At 54.9% G+C, this 14,407-nt stretch carries 15 protein-coding genes and 2 tRNA genes; 5 read left to right on the plus strand and 12 right to left on the minus strand.

The features are described 5' to 3' along the window. Positions 1–82: 82 nt before the first annotated feature. From ACOTY5_RS05290 to mdtK, 3 genes are all read right to left on the minus strand, one after another. Positions 83–159: transfer RNA gene (locus tag ACOTY5_RS05290), tRNA-Val, on the minus strand. A gap of 4 nt (positions 160–163) precedes the next feature. Continuing rightward, positions 164–240 (minus strand) — tRNA-Val (locus ACOTY5_RS05295). Between the two features lie 153 nt (positions 241–393). Then, positions 394–1,767, minus strand: coding sequence for an MdtK family multidrug efflux MATE transporter (mdtK, locus tag ACOTY5_RS05300; protein WP_017384611.1), 1,374 nt, complete (start codon positions 1,765–1,767; stop codon positions 394–396). A gap of 225 nt (positions 1,768–1,992) precedes the next feature. Here mdtK and ACOTY5_RS05305 point away from each other — a divergent pair, with 225 nt between their 5' ends. Continuing rightward, positions 1,993–2,634: a riboflavin synthase gene (locus ACOTY5_RS05305; RefSeq protein ID WP_062934105.1), complete on the plus strand. Its 642-nt coding sequence runs from the start codon at positions 1,993–1,995 to the stop codon at positions 2,632–2,634. 31 nt (positions 2,635–2,665) lie between these two features. On the opposite strand, the gene cfa is transcribed toward ACOTY5_RS05305, so the two are convergent. Together cfa and punC are read right to left on the minus strand one after the other, a co-directional pair. Then, positions 2,666–3,814 carry a cyclopropane fatty acyl phospholipid synthase gene (cfa, locus tag ACOTY5_RS05310; RefSeq protein ID WP_003857641.1) on the minus strand — a complete coding sequence of 383 codons (1,149 nt, stop codon included), beginning with the start codon at positions 3,812–3,814 and terminating at the stop codon, positions 2,666–2,668. A 298-nt stretch (positions 3,815–4,112) separates the two neighbouring features. Beyond that, positions 4,113–5,312, minus strand: coding sequence for a purine nucleoside transporter PunC (punC, locus tag ACOTY5_RS05315; RefSeq protein ID WP_045142539.1), 1,200 nt, complete (start codon positions 5,310–5,312; stop codon positions 4,113–4,115). A 111-nt stretch (positions 5,313–5,423) separates the two neighbouring features. On the opposite strand from punC, the gene punR reads away from it, so the two are divergent. Next, a complete protein-coding gene (punR, locus tag ACOTY5_RS05320; RefSeq protein ID WP_003857638.1) occupies positions 5,424–6,335 on the plus strand; it encodes a DNA-binding transcriptional activator PunR in 912 nt (303 codons plus the stop codon). Between the two features lie 17 nt (positions 6,336–6,352). On the opposite strand, the gene purR is transcribed toward punR, so the two are convergent. Beyond that, entirely contained in the window at positions 6,353–7,378 is a 1,026-nt protein-coding gene (purR, locus tag ACOTY5_RS05325; RefSeq protein ID WP_003857634.1) for an HTH-type transcriptional repressor PurR, read from the minus strand. Between the two features lie 297 nt (positions 7,379–7,675). On the opposite strand from purR, the gene ACOTY5_RS05330 reads away from it, so the two are divergent. Together ACOTY5_RS05330 and ACOTY5_RS05335 are read left to right on the plus strand one after the other, a co-directional pair. Next, positions 7,676–7,765 carry a YnhF family membrane protein gene (locus ACOTY5_RS05330; RefSeq protein WP_003857632.1) on the plus strand — a complete coding sequence of 30 codons (90 nt, stop codon included), beginning with the start codon at positions 7,676–7,678 and terminating at the stop codon, positions 7,763–7,765. A 161-nt stretch (positions 7,766–7,926) separates the two neighbouring features. After that, positions 7,927–9,093: an MFS transporter gene (locus ACOTY5_RS05335; RefSeq protein WP_017384607.1), complete on the plus strand. Its 1,167-nt coding sequence runs from the start codon at positions 7,927–7,929 to the stop codon at positions 9,091–9,093. 37 nt (positions 9,094–9,130) lie between these two features. Here the strand turns inward: ACOTY5_RS05335 and sodB are convergent, their stop codons facing one another. Both sodB and ACOTY5_RS05345 read right to left on the minus strand, forming a co-directional pair. Further along, complete coding sequence (gene sodB / locus ACOTY5_RS05340; RefSeq protein WP_017384606.1) at positions 9,131–9,712, minus strand: superoxide dismutase [Fe]; 582 nt, start codon at positions 9,710–9,712, stop codon at positions 9,131–9,133. 122 nt (positions 9,713–9,834) lie between these two features. After that, a complete protein-coding gene (locus ACOTY5_RS05345) occupies positions 9,835–10,593 on the minus strand; it encodes a C40 family peptidase (protein WP_017384605.1) in 759 nt (252 codons plus the stop codon). A gap of 338 nt (positions 10,594–10,931) precedes the next feature. On the opposite strand from ACOTY5_RS05345, the gene grxD reads away from it, so the two are divergent. After that, positions 10,932–11,279 carry a monothiol glutaredoxin 4 gene (gene grxD, locus ACOTY5_RS05350; RefSeq protein WP_003832760.1) on the plus strand — a complete coding sequence of 116 codons (348 nt, stop codon included), beginning with the start codon at positions 10,932–10,934 and terminating at the stop codon, positions 11,277–11,279. Positions 11,280–11,356: 77 nt separating this feature from the next. Here the strand turns inward: grxD and rnt are convergent, their stop codons facing one another. The 4 genes from rnt to ACOTY5_RS05370 all read right to left on the minus strand — a co-directional run bounded on the left by rnt (position 11,357) and on the right by ACOTY5_RS05370 (position 14,370). Then, positions 11,357–12,016 (minus strand): ribonuclease T, encoded by a 660-nt coding sequence (gene rnt, locus ACOTY5_RS05355; protein WP_003857625.1) that lies wholly within the window; start codon positions 12,014–12,016, stop codon positions 11,357–11,359. A gap of 96 nt (positions 12,017–12,112) precedes the next feature. Next, complete coding sequence (gene gloA, locus ACOTY5_RS05360) at positions 12,113–12,520, minus strand: lactoylglutathione lyase (protein WP_003857623.1); 408 nt, start codon at positions 12,518–12,520, stop codon at positions 12,113–12,115. A gap of 99 nt (positions 12,521–12,619) precedes the next feature. Beyond that, positions 12,620–13,717 (minus strand): alkene reductase, encoded by a 1,098-nt coding sequence (locus tag ACOTY5_RS05365; protein ID WP_023299948.1) that lies wholly within the window; start codon positions 13,715–13,717, stop codon positions 12,620–12,622. Positions 13,718–13,770: 53 nt separating this feature from the next. Beyond that, positions 13,771–14,370, minus strand: a complete 600-nt coding sequence (locus ACOTY5_RS05370; protein ID WP_017384602.1) for a TetR/AcrR family transcriptional regulator — start codon at positions 14,368–14,370, stop codon at positions 13,771–13,773. Positions 14,371–14,407: the final 37 nt, after the last annotated feature.

Raw genomic sequence — 14,407 nt, forward strand, 5'->3', positions numbered from 1 at the left:
TGGAGGTCACTTTCGATGTGCTTAAAAGGTTTGCTGCCTCTGCATGAGGCTGAACGGGAATGAAATGTGCGAGAAAACAGATTGGTGCGTCTGAATGGACTCGAACCATCGACCCCCACCATGTCAAGGTGGTGCTCTAACCAACTGAGCTACAGACGCAGAATGGTGCGTTCAATTGGACTCGAACCAACGACCCCCACCATGTCAAGGTGGTGCTCTAACCAACTGAGCTATGAACGCATTGTGTTGTCGGTGACAACGGGGACGAATATTAGCGGCACAGCCCCAAGGTGGCAAGAGGGAAAATGCATTTTTCTCTCTGATTTCACGCGATTGCTTCATTACCGCGCAAAGTGAAGAGAAAGTAGCCGCCAGGCGGCGGCTACTGTGTTATTAACGTGCAGCGCGCTGCAAAATTACCGCAGACGGCTGACGTTGCAGGAAGCGCATACGCAGCATCATCATAATGGCCGCAGACGTTAAGCCGATGATAAAGCCCATCCAGAATCCGGCTGGCCCCATGCGATCCACCACCAGATCCGTGAGCGCCAGAATGTACCCGCACGGCAGACCCAGCACCCAGTAAGCGATAAAGGTGATGAAGAAGATGGAACGCGTATCTTTATACCCACGCAGCACGCCGCTGCCAATCACCTGGATGGAGTCAGAGATCTGATAAATGGCCGCCAGCAGCATCAGATGCGAGGCCAGGGTCACTACCTCCGGGTTGTCGTTATAGAGCAGGGCAATTTGCTCACGCAACAGCACGGTAAAGAGCGCGGTACAGACTGCCATGCAGACGCCGACGCCGAGGCCGGTGCGGGCTGCCGTTTGCGCGTCCAGCGTCGAGCCTTGCCCCAGACGGAAGCCCACGCGAATCGTCACCGCGGCAGCCAGGGACATCGGCAGGACGAACATCAAAGAGCTGAAGTTCAGGGCGATCTGGTGTCCTGCGACATCAATAATCCCTAACGGCGAGACCAGCAGGGCGACGACGGCAAACAGCGTCACTTCGAAGAACAGCGCCAGCGCAATGGGTAACCCCAGCTGAATGAGACGGGTCATGAGCGTCCAGTCAGGTGCGCTGAACGAGGTGTCGTTACGAATGTCACGCATGGATCGCGCATGTTTAATGTAGGTGAGCATACAGCCGAACATCACCCAGTACACCGCAGCCGTTGCCACGCCGCAGCCCACGCCGCCGAGTTCCGGCATGCCAAAATGACCGTAAATGAAGATATAGTTCACGGGAATGTTCACCAGCAAGCCGATAAAGCCCATCACCATGCCCGGCTTGGTTTTTGCCAGCCCTTCACACTGGTTACGTGCCACCTGGAAGAACAGATAGCCGGGGGCGCCCCAGAGCAGGGCGCGCAGATAACCGACCGCCTTATCCGCCAGCGCCGGGTCGATATTATGCATGGCGCGAATAATATACCCGGCGTTCCACAGGACGATCATAATCAGGACGGAGACACCCCCGGCCAGCCAGAAGCCCTGGCGCACCTGATGGGCCACGCGGTCGCGTCGACCGGAGCCGTTAAGCTGCGCGATAACCGGCGTCAGCGCCAGCAGCAGGCCGTGACCAAAAAGAATGGCCGGAAGCCAGATTGAGGTTCCGATCGCCACGGCGGCCATATCGGTGGCGCTGTAACCACCGGCCATTACCGTATCCACAAATCCCATTGCGGTTTGGGCTACCTGCGCGACGATCACCGGTATGGCCAGTGCCAATAACTGACGCGCTTCGATCATATACTTCTGCACGTGAACACCTTTGTATTGTAGTTATTTGAGAGACTAAAAAGGCCGCCGTTACTGGCAGCAAGAAGAAAAAACAGAGGGATGCCAGCTATTGTAGCGGGGTTTAACTAATTATCTAGTGAAAAAATCGCCAGAAATTGCGCATCACTGGCAACCTGTTTTTTCAACTGTTATTGTGGTGGGATTATACGGTGTCATCGCCGTTCGGAATGAACAGGAGCTGTAAGCATGTTTACTGGTATTGTGCAGGGCACTGCCAAAGTGGTGTCCATTGATGAAAAACCGAATTTCCGCACTCACGTAGTTGAGCTGCCTGAATATATGCTCGACGGCATTGAAACCGGGGCGTCGATAGCGCATAACGGCTGCTGCCTGACGGTGACCGAAATTAACGGTAACCAGATAAGCTTTGATTTAATGAAAGAGACGCTGCGTATCACTAACCTGGGTGAGCTGGTGGTGGGAGATATCGTTAACGTTGAACGCGCGGCGAAATTCAGCGATGAGATTGGCGGGCATCTGATGTCGGGCCATATTATGACCACCGCAGAAGTGGCGAAAATCGTGACCTCGGAAAATAACCGTCAAATCTGGTTTAAGGTGCAGAATCCGTCATTAATGAAATACATCCTTTATAAAGGATTTATTGGCATCGATGGGATTAGTCTGACCGTCGGTGAAGTGACGCCAACGCGTTTTTGCGTGCATTTAATTCCTGAAACGCTGCAACGTACTACGCTTGGGGCAAAAAAACTGGGGCAGCGCGTAAATATCGAAATTGATCCCCAGACCCAGGCGGTCGTGGATACCGTTGAGCGCGTACTGGCGGCGAAAGAGGCGGCGATAATTAAAACCATGGAAGAAGAATAAAAAATAACCCCGGTTAACCGGGGTTATTTTTTCAGCGAGCCACACGCAGACCGTGCTCAATCCCACGACTAAACACCACCTGCCACAGCTGTATATCCCGCGCACGGAACGCGCCCGCACAGGCATTCAGATAATAGCTAAACATCCGTTTGAATCGTTCCGAATAGTTGTCGGCGATTTCAGGCCATGCAGCCTGGAAACGTTCATGCCAGGCCATCAGGGTGGTGTCGTAATCTGCGCCGAAGTTATGCCAGTCTTCCACAATAAAATGCGGTTCGCTGGCGTTCGCAATCTGGCGAACAGAGGGTAAACAGCCATTCGGGAAGATATATTTGTTGATCCACGGGTCCACATTATTATCGGTACGTTTAGAGCCGATGGTGTGTAGCAGGAAAATTCCGTCAGGCTTCAGGTTACGATCGGCGACCTCGAAGTAGGTTTTGTAGTTCTTCGGCCCCACGTGCTCGAACATACCTACGGAAACAATACGATCGAACTGCTCGTTCAGGTCGCGGTAGTCCTGAAGCCGAATATCAACATCCAGACCCAGACAGCGTTCCTGCGCCATCTTCTGCTGTTCAGCCGAAATCGTGACGCCGACAACGCTGACGCCGTAATTTTTCGCCATAAACCAGGCAAGACCACCCCAGCCACAGCCGATGTCCAGCACACGCATACCGGGCTGTAACTGCAATTTATCGCAGATCAGTTGCAGCTTGTCCTGCTGCGCCTCTTCCAGGGTCGTCGCTTTTTTCCAGTATCCGCAGGAGTACTGCATTAAAGGATCGAGCATACGGCTGAACAGATCGTTGCCCAGGTCGTAATGCTCTTTACCGACGATCCACGCCCGTTTTTTACTTTGCAGATTGAACAGGCGGGCGGAGGCAATACGTAAGGTATCTTTGAAATGACGAGGGAGCTGTTTTTCAAGACCGGCGCGTAATACGCTGGAGAAGAACATATCCAGCCGCTCACACTCCCACCAGCCGTCCATATAGCTTTCACCCAGCCCTAACGACCCCTCCTGTAACACGCGTTTGAAAAAATCGGGATGCTTTATCTGGGGATCGGAGGGGGATGAGCCATTAATCGTAATGCCCGCACGTCCCAACAGTTCACTGACGATCCGGGACCAGTTATCGTCCGGAACGCTGACTTCTTCTATACACGATGAACTCATAGCTTCTCCATCACCTTGCTGTGATCAGAACCTTAAAACAGCGTAGACGCTTTTTTGGTTTGTGAGAAATCTCACGGTAAATGCCCGCGAGGCTAATATCCGACGTAGAACAGAGGAAGGGAGATAACCCTTGCCGAAATGCCTTCCATGGTAAAACGGGAGCGCTCCGGCTCCCGTTAACACTTAATATTTATCGTATTTAATCGAACCAAATTTAGTATAGGCCGCAAAATTTGGTGATTCAACAGAAAATTGTTAGCAACCTAATCACTGGTTTTTAACATAGTTTCCCACGCAATCAGGCGTGCGACGTTTCTGTCTGCGCGTTTTCACTCTGCTCGCGATGGGCTGAGGACTGCATCCGATAGCCCAAACCAGCCAGTGCAACGGTGACCAACATCACGCTGGTGGTGGTGAGCAGCGGGGTTGCAATCAACGCAGAGACCACGAGACTTGCCAGGAAGCACAGGCCAAGTTGCAGGGTATTTTGCAGCGCGGCAGCGCGGCCTGTCGCCTGCGGAAATGGACGCAACGCCTGGGCTACAACAATAGGGTAGATGGCCCCGTTAGCGATCGCCATGACGCAGAACGGAATCAAAATTTCTGCAAGCCCGGCGCCGGGAATAAAGCCGACAGCCCAGGTCGCAATCACGCTTAGCGCATACGAAACCAGCAGCCAGGGCAGCATCTGTTGGCCTTCCCATTTTTGCAGCGCGGCGCGACAGCCATAGCCACCCACCAGGAAGGCAATGGTCTGTGGTACATAGCTCAGGCCGATAGCCGCCGGGCTGTAGCCCATGTCATGCAGAATGAACGGCGAACCGGTTAGCCAGGCAAAGAAGCTGGCAGAGCAGGCAGCATAAATCAGCACGTTACCGCGATAGGCTTTCGACCGCAGTAAAGAGGTAAAGGTGATGGGCTTTGCGTCCGGATGCGTCTCTTTTTTATGCGCAGGTTTAAGCCCGAAAGCAGGCAGCATCAGGACCAGCGTAATAGCAAAGAGCGTGGCGAAAATGGCCTGCCAGTCGAAATGCGCCAGGATCCAGCTGCCCAGTAACGGGGCAAGCGCCGGCGACAGGCCGACCAGCGGCATAATAGTGGCGAATATGCGGTTAGTGCGCGAGGCGGGGTAGTAATCGGTCACCAGCGCCTGCCAGGTCACCGCTGCGGCGCAGACACCGACCGCCTGAATAAAGCGCAGCGCCAGCAACCAGGCGGCATCGCGGACCCACAGCATGCCCAGACAGCCTACGGCAAAAATCGCCAGCCCCAACAACAGGACGGGCTTACGGCCAAAACGATCCGAGAGCGGCCCCCACAGCAATTGCGCAAAAGCAAAGCCAGCGAGGAACAAACTTAAACTGGCGCTGATGGCGGCGGCAGGGGTTTGCAAATCTTCCTGCATCGCGGCGAACGCGGGCAGATACATATCGGTTGCCAAAAAGCCCAGCACGCTTAAGCCGCCGAGCCAGACTAAAAATCCTTTCCTGGGTTGCACTTTTTTCTCCTGAGGGGGCAGGTGTACGTTGGCGCAGAGTGTAGGGAGTGCAAAGCGGCTTGTGAAACGCTAATATTTGGCGGGTGCGTTCAAAAAATTTGCAGGCTAAAGATGTGGTCAGATTATTCCCTTGAAGTGGTTGATGCCGTGGCGCGTAACGGCAGCTTTACCGGTGCCGCCCAGGAGCTGCATCGCGTTCCCTCGGCTATCAGCTATACGGTGCGCCAGTTGGAAGCGTGGCTGGCGGTCCCGCTGTTCGAGCGGCGCCATCGCGACGTGGAGCTCACGCCTGCCGGAGCGTGGTTTTTGAAGGAAGGGCGGTCTGTTATCAAAAAAATGCAGATCACCCGTGAGCAGTGCCAGCAGATCGCCAACGGCTGGCGCGGGCATCTCGCTATCGCGGTGGATAACATCGTTAAGCCGGAGCGGACCCGGCAGATGATCGTCGATTTCTATCGTCATTTTTCCGACGTCGAACTGCGTGTTTCGCAGGAAGTGTTCAACGGCGTCTGGGATGCGCTGGCGGACGGCAGGGCGGAGATGGCGATTGGTGCAACCCAGGCGATCCCGGTTGGGGGGCGCTACGCGTTTCGCGACATGGGCATGCTGAGCTGGACCTGCGTGGTCGCGCGCGATCACCCGCTGGCGGCGCTGGAAGGTCCGCTGAGCGATGACACCTTACGCAACTGGCCCTCGCTGGTGCTGGAAGATACCTCCCGCTCGCTGCCCAAGCGCATTACCTGGCTGCTGGATAATCAGCGCCGCGTGGTCGCACCGGACTGGGAGTCGTCGGCCACCTGTCTGAGCGCGGGGCTGTGCGTTGGCATGGTGCCGGTACATTTTGCGCGCCCGCGCATCGACGCGGGAGAGTGGGTGGCCTTGACGCTGGAAAACCCCTTCCCGGATGCCGCGTGCTGTCTGACGTGGCAGCAAAACGACGTCTCGCCCGCCATGGCCTGGCTGCTGGATTATCTGGGCGACAGCGAAACGCTGAACCGGGAGTGGTTGCGGGAACCAGCATAGCTGGCCCCGTAATGAGATTAACGACGGTAGTCGCGGAACGGACCGTCCGCAACGGAACGGCGTTCTATCAGGCGCGGGTGAACTTCAATGGACTGGGACTGTTCACGCTTGTTGACGATCCTGTCCAGCAGCATATTGAAGGCCGTTTCACCCAGCGAATCTTTCGGCTGGTGAATGGTGGTCAGCGCCGGGGTAAAGAAGCGGGCGTTGCGCACGTTGTCATAGCCGATCACCGAGATATCCTGCGGGACGCGCAGGCCGAGTTCATCCGCCGCGCAGAGCGCGCCCATCGCCATGATGTCGCCGCCGCAGAACACCGCGGTAGGGCGATGCGGCTGGGAGACGATCTGCTGCATGGCGCGATAGCCCGACTCCGGCTCGAAGTCGCCCTGAACAATCCAGTTTTCCGGCACGGTGATCAGCGCCTCTTCCATCGCTTTCATGAAACCGGCCAGACGGCCAGCCCCGGTGTTACGCTCCAGCGGTCCCGGGATCACGCCAATTTCACGATGACCGCGTTCTACCAGATAACGCCCCGCCATGTAGCCGCCTTCAAAGGCGTTATCAATAACGGAGTCGGTGAAGTCTGCGCGCGCTTCGCCCCAGTCCATGACCACCATCGGAATGTGGCGATACTCTTCCAGCATGGAAAGGACCGACTCAGGGTATTCAGAACACATTACCAGCAGGCCGTCGACGCGCTTTTGCGCCATCATTGACAGGTAAGCGCGCTGTTTTTCAATGTTGTTCCACGCGTTGCCCAGAATCAGGGTATAGCCTTTCTGGAAGCAGTTTTTTTCAACGGCTTCAATGATTTCAGCAAAGTAGGCCGCTTCACTGCTGGTGGCCAGCAGGCCAATCGATTTGGTGTGATTAACCTTCAGGCTGCGGGCGACGGCACTTGGCGAGTAGTGCAGTTCTTTGATTGCCGCCCAGACGGCATTACGCGTCTCTTCAGCGACGAAACGCGTTTTGTTAATAACATGTGATACGGTTGTAGTGGAAACGTTTGCGCGTTTTGCTACGTCTTTAATTGTTGCCATTAAATGTCACTCCAGACCATATCCTAAGCTCCTGAAAAAATTGAAGGTAAACGTTTGCCTTCTCTCACCCTTATCACGCAAACATGAGTTGCGACACGCCGGGAAAACGACACAGGACGTCAGGAGGGGGTCAGTGGCCGGTACGCTAATAAATTTAGCGTGGAATTTTGTCCTATCTTGATGAAAAGGGGAAGAGGTAAAGTGGATATCCGCTTAAATCCTGGAAGATTTTTGACCTGAACTGTGTAAAAATGAGCAAGCTCACTTTTCGTAGGGTGAATAAAAGGAGAAAAATTGATGAGTACCGATCTGAAGTTTTCGCTGTTTACCACCATTGTTGTTCTTGCTCTGATTGTTGCCGGTGGTTTAACCGCTGCATTGCACTGATTCAGGCGGAGGGAGAACTTTCTCCCTCTCTTGCCGCTATTGTTACCTCTCCGGCAAAAATCTTTTGCCAAAATGTTAACTTCTCATTTTTTGTGATTGATGTCATGCTTTTGACTTCTTAGTTCTGTGCCGGGTTATGGCACGGTATCCGGAGTCTCTTCATGAAAATCAATTTTCCCCTGCTGGCCCTGGCGATTGGCGCCTTTGGGATTGGCACCACTGAATTCTCCCCGATGGGGTTATTGCCTGTTATCGCCCGGGGTGTGGACGTCTCTATCCCTGCGGCCGGTATGTTAATTAGCGCCTACGCGATTGGCGTGATGGTGGGCGCGCCGCTGATGACGCTGCTGCTTTCGCACCGCGCTCGCCGCAATGCGCTGATTTTCCTGATGGCGATTTTCACCCTCGGAAATGTGCTTTCCGCGATTTCGCCCGATTACACCACTCTGATGCTTTCGCGCATTCTGACCAGCCTCAATCATGGCGCCTTCTTCGGACTGGGCTCGGTTGTCGCCGCCAGTGTGGTGCCAAAACATAAGCAGGCCAGCGCGGTAGCCACTATGTTTATGGGCCTCACCATCGCTAATATTGGCGGCGTTCCCGCTGCCACCTGGCTGGGAGAAGCCATCGGCTGGCGTATGTCTTTCCTCGCAACCGCCGGACTGGGCGTGGTCGCGATGGTTGCGCTGTTCTTCTCACTGCCGAAAGGAAGTGCGGGAGAACGTCCGGAAGTACGTAAAGAGCTGGCGGTGCTGATGCGTCCTCAGGTGTTGTCCGCGCTGCTCACCACGGTGCTGGGGGCGGGGGCGATGTTTACGCTCTACACCTATATCTCCCCGGTGTTGCACGACATTACCCACGCAACGCCACTCTTTGTTACCGCGATGCTGGTGCTGATTGGTGTCGGGTTCTCGATTGGCAACTATCTCGGCGGGAAATTTGCCGACCGCTCCGTCAGCGGGACGCTGAAAGGTTTTTTAACGCTGCTGATTGTCATCATGGTGGCGATCCCGTGGCTGGCGCGTAACGAAGTGGGTGCCGCGATTGCCATGGTGGTGTGGGGCGCCGCAACCTTTGCCGTGGTGCCACCGTTGCAGATGCGCGTAATGCGCGTTGCGCACGAAGCGCCGGGGCTCTCTTCGTCGGTGAATATCGGTGCGTTTAACCTGGGCAATGCGCTGGGGGCCGCAGCGGGCGGGGCGGTGATCTCCGGTGGTTTGGGTTACAGCTTTGTGCCGGTGATGGGGGCGATCATTGCCGCACTCGGCCTGCTGCTGGTGATGATGTCTGGTCGTAAACAGCCTGAAGCGGTGTGTACGGCGGAATAAACAAAAACGCAGAAGGGCTGCCCCTTCTGCGTGTCTCTTACGCGGCGAAGTTCTTCGCAACAAATTCCCAGTTAACCAGTGCCCAGAAGTGTTCCAGGTAGTTCGGGCGCGCATTACGGTAATCAATGTAATAGGCGTGTTCCCATACGTCCACGGTCATCAGCGGCGTGGCGCTGGTGGTCAGAGGGGTACCCGCATTAGAGGTGGAAACGATAGCCAGTTTGCCATCAGCCTCTTTTACCAGCCAGGTCCAGCCGGAGCCAAAGTTTTTAACGGCTGCGTCAGTAAACTTCGCTTTAAAATCCGCGAAACTGCCGAACGCGGCGTTAATCGCTGCCGCCAGCTCACCGGCAGGTTCTCCGCCTGCGTTGGGGGCCAGGCAGTGCCAGTAGAAGGTGTGGTTCCACACCTGAGCGGCGTTGTTAAATACGCCACCGTCTGAACTGCGCACGATCTCTTCCAGCGTTTTGCCTTCAAAATCGGTGCCCTTGATCAGGTTATTCAGGTTGGTGACATAGGTCTGGTGATGCTTGCCGTAATGGTACTCCAGGGTTTCCGCGGAAATGTGCGGGGCCAGGGCGTCTTTTGCATACGGTAGTGCAGGTAATTCGAACGACATTGCTTCTCTCCTTATAGTTTTATACGTTGCCAATAACCCTACAGACAACAAGGACAGAATAGCAAATTGAAAGGGTATGCAAAAGAGGAACTTACCCTGCCACAGAGGCGGCAGGGCAGGGTTTAGCGAATGGTTTTTGGCGTCATCACGCGGCGTGCACCCACATAGTGGCGCACCCAGTAATCTTCGCTGAGGGAGGTGATCTGAATGTCCTGACCGCTGCGCGGTGACTGGATAAATTTACCGTTACCCACATACACCCCAACGTGATCGGCCGTACCGCGTCCCTGGGTGCGGAAGAACACCAGGTCGCCATTTTGCAATTCGCCACGGTTTACAGGCGCGGCGTCGCGCAGATGGTACATCTCATTGGCGGTGCGCGGAATGCGAAACTTCACCAGATCTTTATAGGCATAATAAACCAGCCCACTACAGTCAAAACCGGTGCGCGGAGAGGTGCCACCCCAGCGATACGGTTTACCTATTTGCCCCATCAGTTTGTTCATCGCCGTTTTTTGCGCTTTCTGCATACGCGCTTTATGCACGTCAGCCAGCTTCGTCACTTTTGCGCATTTCGTTTTATGGCCTTTGCGCACGGTGCATTTTTCATTCACCAGGCTGGCGGTCGTGCGGGTGGTTTTGTGCGTGCCGGAACGGAGAGTTTTGGGTTTACTGGAGGCGGTCTTTTTGGTCTGAGCGGTGGTTTTCTTCTTTACTGTTTTACTGGTGGTTTTTTTCTTACGTTCTGTGGTTTTTGCCAGATGCGATTTTTGTACAGCAGAATGCCGCGCCTGTTCAGAGGCGTTCGCCGCTGGCGTAAATGAGAGTGTGGTAAACAGTAAAGCACAGAGCGTCATCGAGATTTTAGTTATCCGCGCCACTGGGCAGTCCCCTGATAAATGCAGGCCACAATGCATACCCGCGTGAGATTTACAAAACCTGTCGATTCTAATCCATAAATTCAGAAGAAGTTAATAGCATTTTTCATTCAAAAATTATGTTTCGTTAGCAAGTGCAAAAAAATTCACCATTCTGACGCACTCCTGTTCGCTCCTTAAGCAAAACCGCACCTCGTCTGGGGATAAACGACATTAGCAATGCAACTTTATGCGATAAGCGATAATATAATTAGACGTGACAAAAATGTTATTTTCCGATGTCGGCCTGACCCGCTACAATGTCAGACTGATGCCGTAACAGAAGTTAAAGGAAGCAAGACATGAGCACCACTATTGAAAAAATTCAGCGCCAGATCGCTGAAAACCCGATTCTCCTGTACATGAAAGGTTCTCCGAAGCTGCCAAGCTGCGGCTTCTCCGCGCAAGCGGTTCAGGCGCTGTCCGCCTGTGGTGAGCGTTTTGCTTACGTTGATATCCTGCAAAACCCGGACATTCGCGCTGAACTGCCAAAATACGCCAACTGGCCGACCTTCCCACAGCTGTGGGTTGATGGTGAACTGGTCGGCGGATGCGACATCCTGATTGAAATGTATCAGCGCGGCGAACTGCAACAGCTGATCAAAGAGACTGCGGCGAAGTATAAAACCGAAGAGCCGGACGCAGAGTAAGTTTTCTGCGGATATAAAAAAGCGACCACATTATGTTGGTCGCTTTTTTTGTCCTGTGGGGCTATTGATTACCCAACCTACGATTGAAGATCGGCCTCGTCGCCCATCGGCAGCGGCCAGCCGCCGAGACGTTTCCAGCGGTTGACGATCTCACAGAACAGCTCCGCCGTACGCTCGGTGTCGTATAACGCGGAATGCGCCTGGGTGCCGTCAAACGCGATACCCGCCGTGATGCAGGCTTTAGAGAGCACGGTTTGCCCCAGCGCCAGGCCGCTCAGCGCGGCGGTGTCGAAGGTCACAAACGGATGGAATGGATTACGCTTGAGCGAGGCACGCTCGGCGGCAGCCATCGTGAAGCTGTGATCAAAGGTGGCATTGTGGGCCACCATGATGGCGCGGCTACAGTCATTCTCTTTCATGCCTTTGCGCACCATTTTGAAAATGGCGTGCAGCGCCTCGTATTCGCTTACCGCCCCGCGCAGCGGGTTTGTCGGATCGATACCGTTAAAGGCCAGCGCCTCTGGCTGTAAGTTTGCCCCTTCAAAGGGTTCAACGTGGAAATGCAGCGTGGTGTCCGGTACAAGCCAGCCCTGTTCATCCATCTTCAGCGTGATGGCGGCAATCTCAAGCAGCGCATCGGTTTTAGCGTTAAATCCGGCTGTTTCAACATCAATGACAACGGGATAAAAACCACGAAAACGGTCGCACAGACCGGTAAATTGAGCGTTATCGGACATCAGGGTCTCTTACAAGGGGGAAAAAGCAGTGCGCATTATGGCAAATTTTGAGAGGGGATGCAGCAAAACAACGGGCGCATAGTGCGCCCTGCGGGATCAATTGCCCAGACCGCGACCAGCGTCTTTGGCTTCAATCAGTTCGATTTTATAACCGTCCGGATCTTCCACAAACGCAATTACGGTGGTACCGCCTTTAACCGGACCGGCTTCACGGGTGACGTTACCGCCATTGCTGCGGATACGTTCGCAGGCTTCGGCGGCGTTATCCACTTCCAGCGCGATGTGGCCGTAAGCCGTACCCAGCTCGTAGCTGTCCACGCCCCAGTTGTAGGTCAGCTCGATGACCGCTTCATCAGATTCCGGGCCGTAACCGACAAACGCCAGGGAGTATTTATATTCCGGATTTTCGCTGGTGCGCAGCAGCTTCATGCCCAGAACGTTAGTGTAGAAATCGATGGAACGTTGCAGGTCGCCAACGCGCAGCATGGTGTGAAGTAGGCGCATAATTTCCTCATTAACCAGTGGAATGGATTATCTTTTTGAACAGAAACGATGTTTTAGTATAGCGGCGAAAGGTCGCCGCTATCAATGTACAAAGCGGGATTACAGTGAAGGGTAGTCGGTATAACCTTCCGCGCCGCCGCCATAGAAGCTTTCAGGACGCTGCGGGTTCAGTTCGGCTTTTTTCTGCAAACGGGCAACCAGATCCGGGTTAGCAATGTAGTCACGGCCAAAGGCCACGGCGTCGATCAGGCCTTTACCGATCAAATCCTCGGCTTTCTCTGCCGTATACGCACCCGCCCCGATAATCACGCCGTGGAAGCGCTCGCGCACTTTCTGACGGAAGGCTTCACTGTAAGGCTTGCCGCCTGCCCAGTCCGGCTCGGACATGTGCAGATAGGCGATACCGCGTTTCGCCAGCTCTTCAATCAGATATAGCGCGTCTGCTTCTTCGTTCGGACCGTTGTCGACGTTCTGGAAAGTACCGATCGGGGAGACACGAATACCAATGCGGTCTGCGCTCCACTCATTACAGACAGCATCCACCACTTCAAGCACCAGACGCGCGCGGTTTTCAACGCTGCCGCCGTACTGGTCGGTACGCTGGTTGGAAGACGGGGACAGGAACTGATGCAGCAGGTAACCGTGCGCAGAGTGAAGCTCAACCAGGTCGAAGCCCGCTTCCCGGGCGTTGGCGACGGCCTGACGGAAATCATTCACGATACCCGGGATCTCGTCCAGCTCCAGCGCGCGTGGCGTGGTGGTGTCGACGCGGATCGCATTACCGTTTTCATCGCGCAGGGAAGTGCGGGTATTGGCGTTGAGGGCAGAGGCAGAAACCGGCGCCTGACCGCCAGGCTGGATGCTGCTGTGTGAGATACGACCGGTGTGCCACAGCTGAACCGCAATACGGCCATCTTCAGCATGCACGCCTGCGGTGATTTTTTTCCACGCGGCGATCTGTTCCGGGCTGTGCAGACCCGGTGCACCGGCGTAGCCTTTTGCCTGGGCAGAAATCTGCGTGGCTTCGGAGATAATCAGGCCCGAGCTGGCGCGCTGACGGTAATACTCACCCATCAATGGCGTTGGGATATCGCCCGGCTCGATGCTGCGCAGACGGGTGAGTGGGGCCATAAACACGCGGTTTGGGGCAGTAACGGCACCCACTTTCAGTGGGGTAAACAGCTTTTCAGCGGACATAACGGCTCCTGAGTAGACCAGTCGACTAGTAAAAGGGTAAATAAAAACGCCGGCTACACGCCAGGCGCGGTAATACAGTTTTTCACATGCGCCAGCGCGCTTTCGAGCGGCACGGCGCTGCGAGACATTTTTGCTTGCAGGTTGGCGCCTAACCAGAGGGAATAGAGCACCTGTGCCTGCGTGAGCGGATCGCCGGAGAAGGAGAGCGTTTTTTCATTGCGCCCGCTCTCCAGCGCCTGAGCCAACAGGGCAATAACGCCGCTGGCCCCTTTATCCATTGCGGTGCGCATATCTTCGGAGAGATCGCACACTTCGGCAGACAGTTTTACCGTCAGGCAGCCGCTGATGATGCCCTGCTGACAGAACTGCGTCAGCGTTTCCTGATAGTAGTTCAGAACACGATCCCGGTAGTCACCTTCACCGCTGGCGAAGTGGGTTGCCAGGCGCTGATGGTAGCTGGCGTAGTGCCGCTCCAGCATGGCAACGCCAAACGCCTCTTTGGATCGAAAATAGTGATAAAACGATCCCTTAGGTACTTCAGCGGTTTTTAACAACTCGCTCAGCCCCATACCGGTAAACCCGCGATGCATGCAAAGGCGCTCGCCGGTAGCCAGCAAATGTTCTCGTGTATCGTGTTCAGTGTGTCTGCTCATGCCCTTACTCTAATAGACCGTTCGGTCTAATGCAAGC

The sequence above is a fragment of the Enterobacter cloacae complex sp. SHL018 genome (assembly GCF_049237905.1).
Lineage (GTDB): Bacteria > Pseudomonadota > Gammaproteobacteria > Enterobacterales > Enterobacteriaceae > Enterobacter > Enterobacter hormaechei_C.

Bases quoted from the DNA above. Each gene is read 5' to 3' on its own strand.
- ACOTY5_RS05370 (WP_017384602.1), bottom strand. From the start codon at position 14,370: ATGAGCAGACACACTGAACACGATACACGAGAACATTTGCTGGCTACC.
- sodB (WP_017384606.1), bottom strand. From the start codon at position 9,712: ATGTCGTTCGAATTACCTGCACTACCGTATGCAAAAGACGCCCTGGCC.
- punR (WP_003857638.1), top strand. From the start codon at position 5,424: ATGTGGTCAGATTATTCCCTTGAAGTGGTTGATGCCGTGGCGCGTAAC.
- purR (WP_003857634.1), bottom strand. From the start codon at position 7,378: ATGGCAACAATTAAAGACGTAGCAAAACGCGCAAACGTTTCCACTACA.
- ACOTY5_RS05330 (WP_003857632.1), top strand. From the start codon at position 7,676: ATGAGTACCGATCTGAAGTTTTCGCTGTTTACCACCATTGTTGTTCTT.
- ACOTY5_RS05305 (WP_062934105.1), top strand. From the start codon at position 1,993: ATGTTTACTGGTATTGTGCAGGGCACTGCCAAAGTGGTGTCCATTGAT.
- gloA (WP_003857623.1), bottom strand. From the start codon at position 12,520: ATGCGCCTACTTCACACCATGCTGCGCGTTGGCGACCTGCAACGTTCC.
- grxD (WP_003832760.1), top strand. From the start codon at position 10,932: ATGAGCACCACTATTGAAAAAATTCAGCGCCAGATCGCTGAAAACCCG.
- rnt (WP_003857625.1), bottom strand. From the start codon at position 12,016: ATGTCCGATAACGCTCAATTTACCGGTCTGTGCGACCGTTTTCGTGGT.
- ACOTY5_RS05335 (WP_017384607.1), top strand. From the start codon at position 7,927: ATGAAAATCAATTTTCCCCTGCTGGCCCTGGCGATTGGCGCCTTTGGG.
- cfa (WP_003857641.1), bottom strand. From the start codon at position 3,814: ATGAGTTCATCGTGTATAGAAGAAGTCAGCGTTCCGGACGATAACTGG.
- ACOTY5_RS05365 (WP_023299948.1), bottom strand. From the start codon at position 13,717: ATGTCCGCTGAAAAGCTGTTTACCCCACTGAAAGTGGGTGCCGTTACT.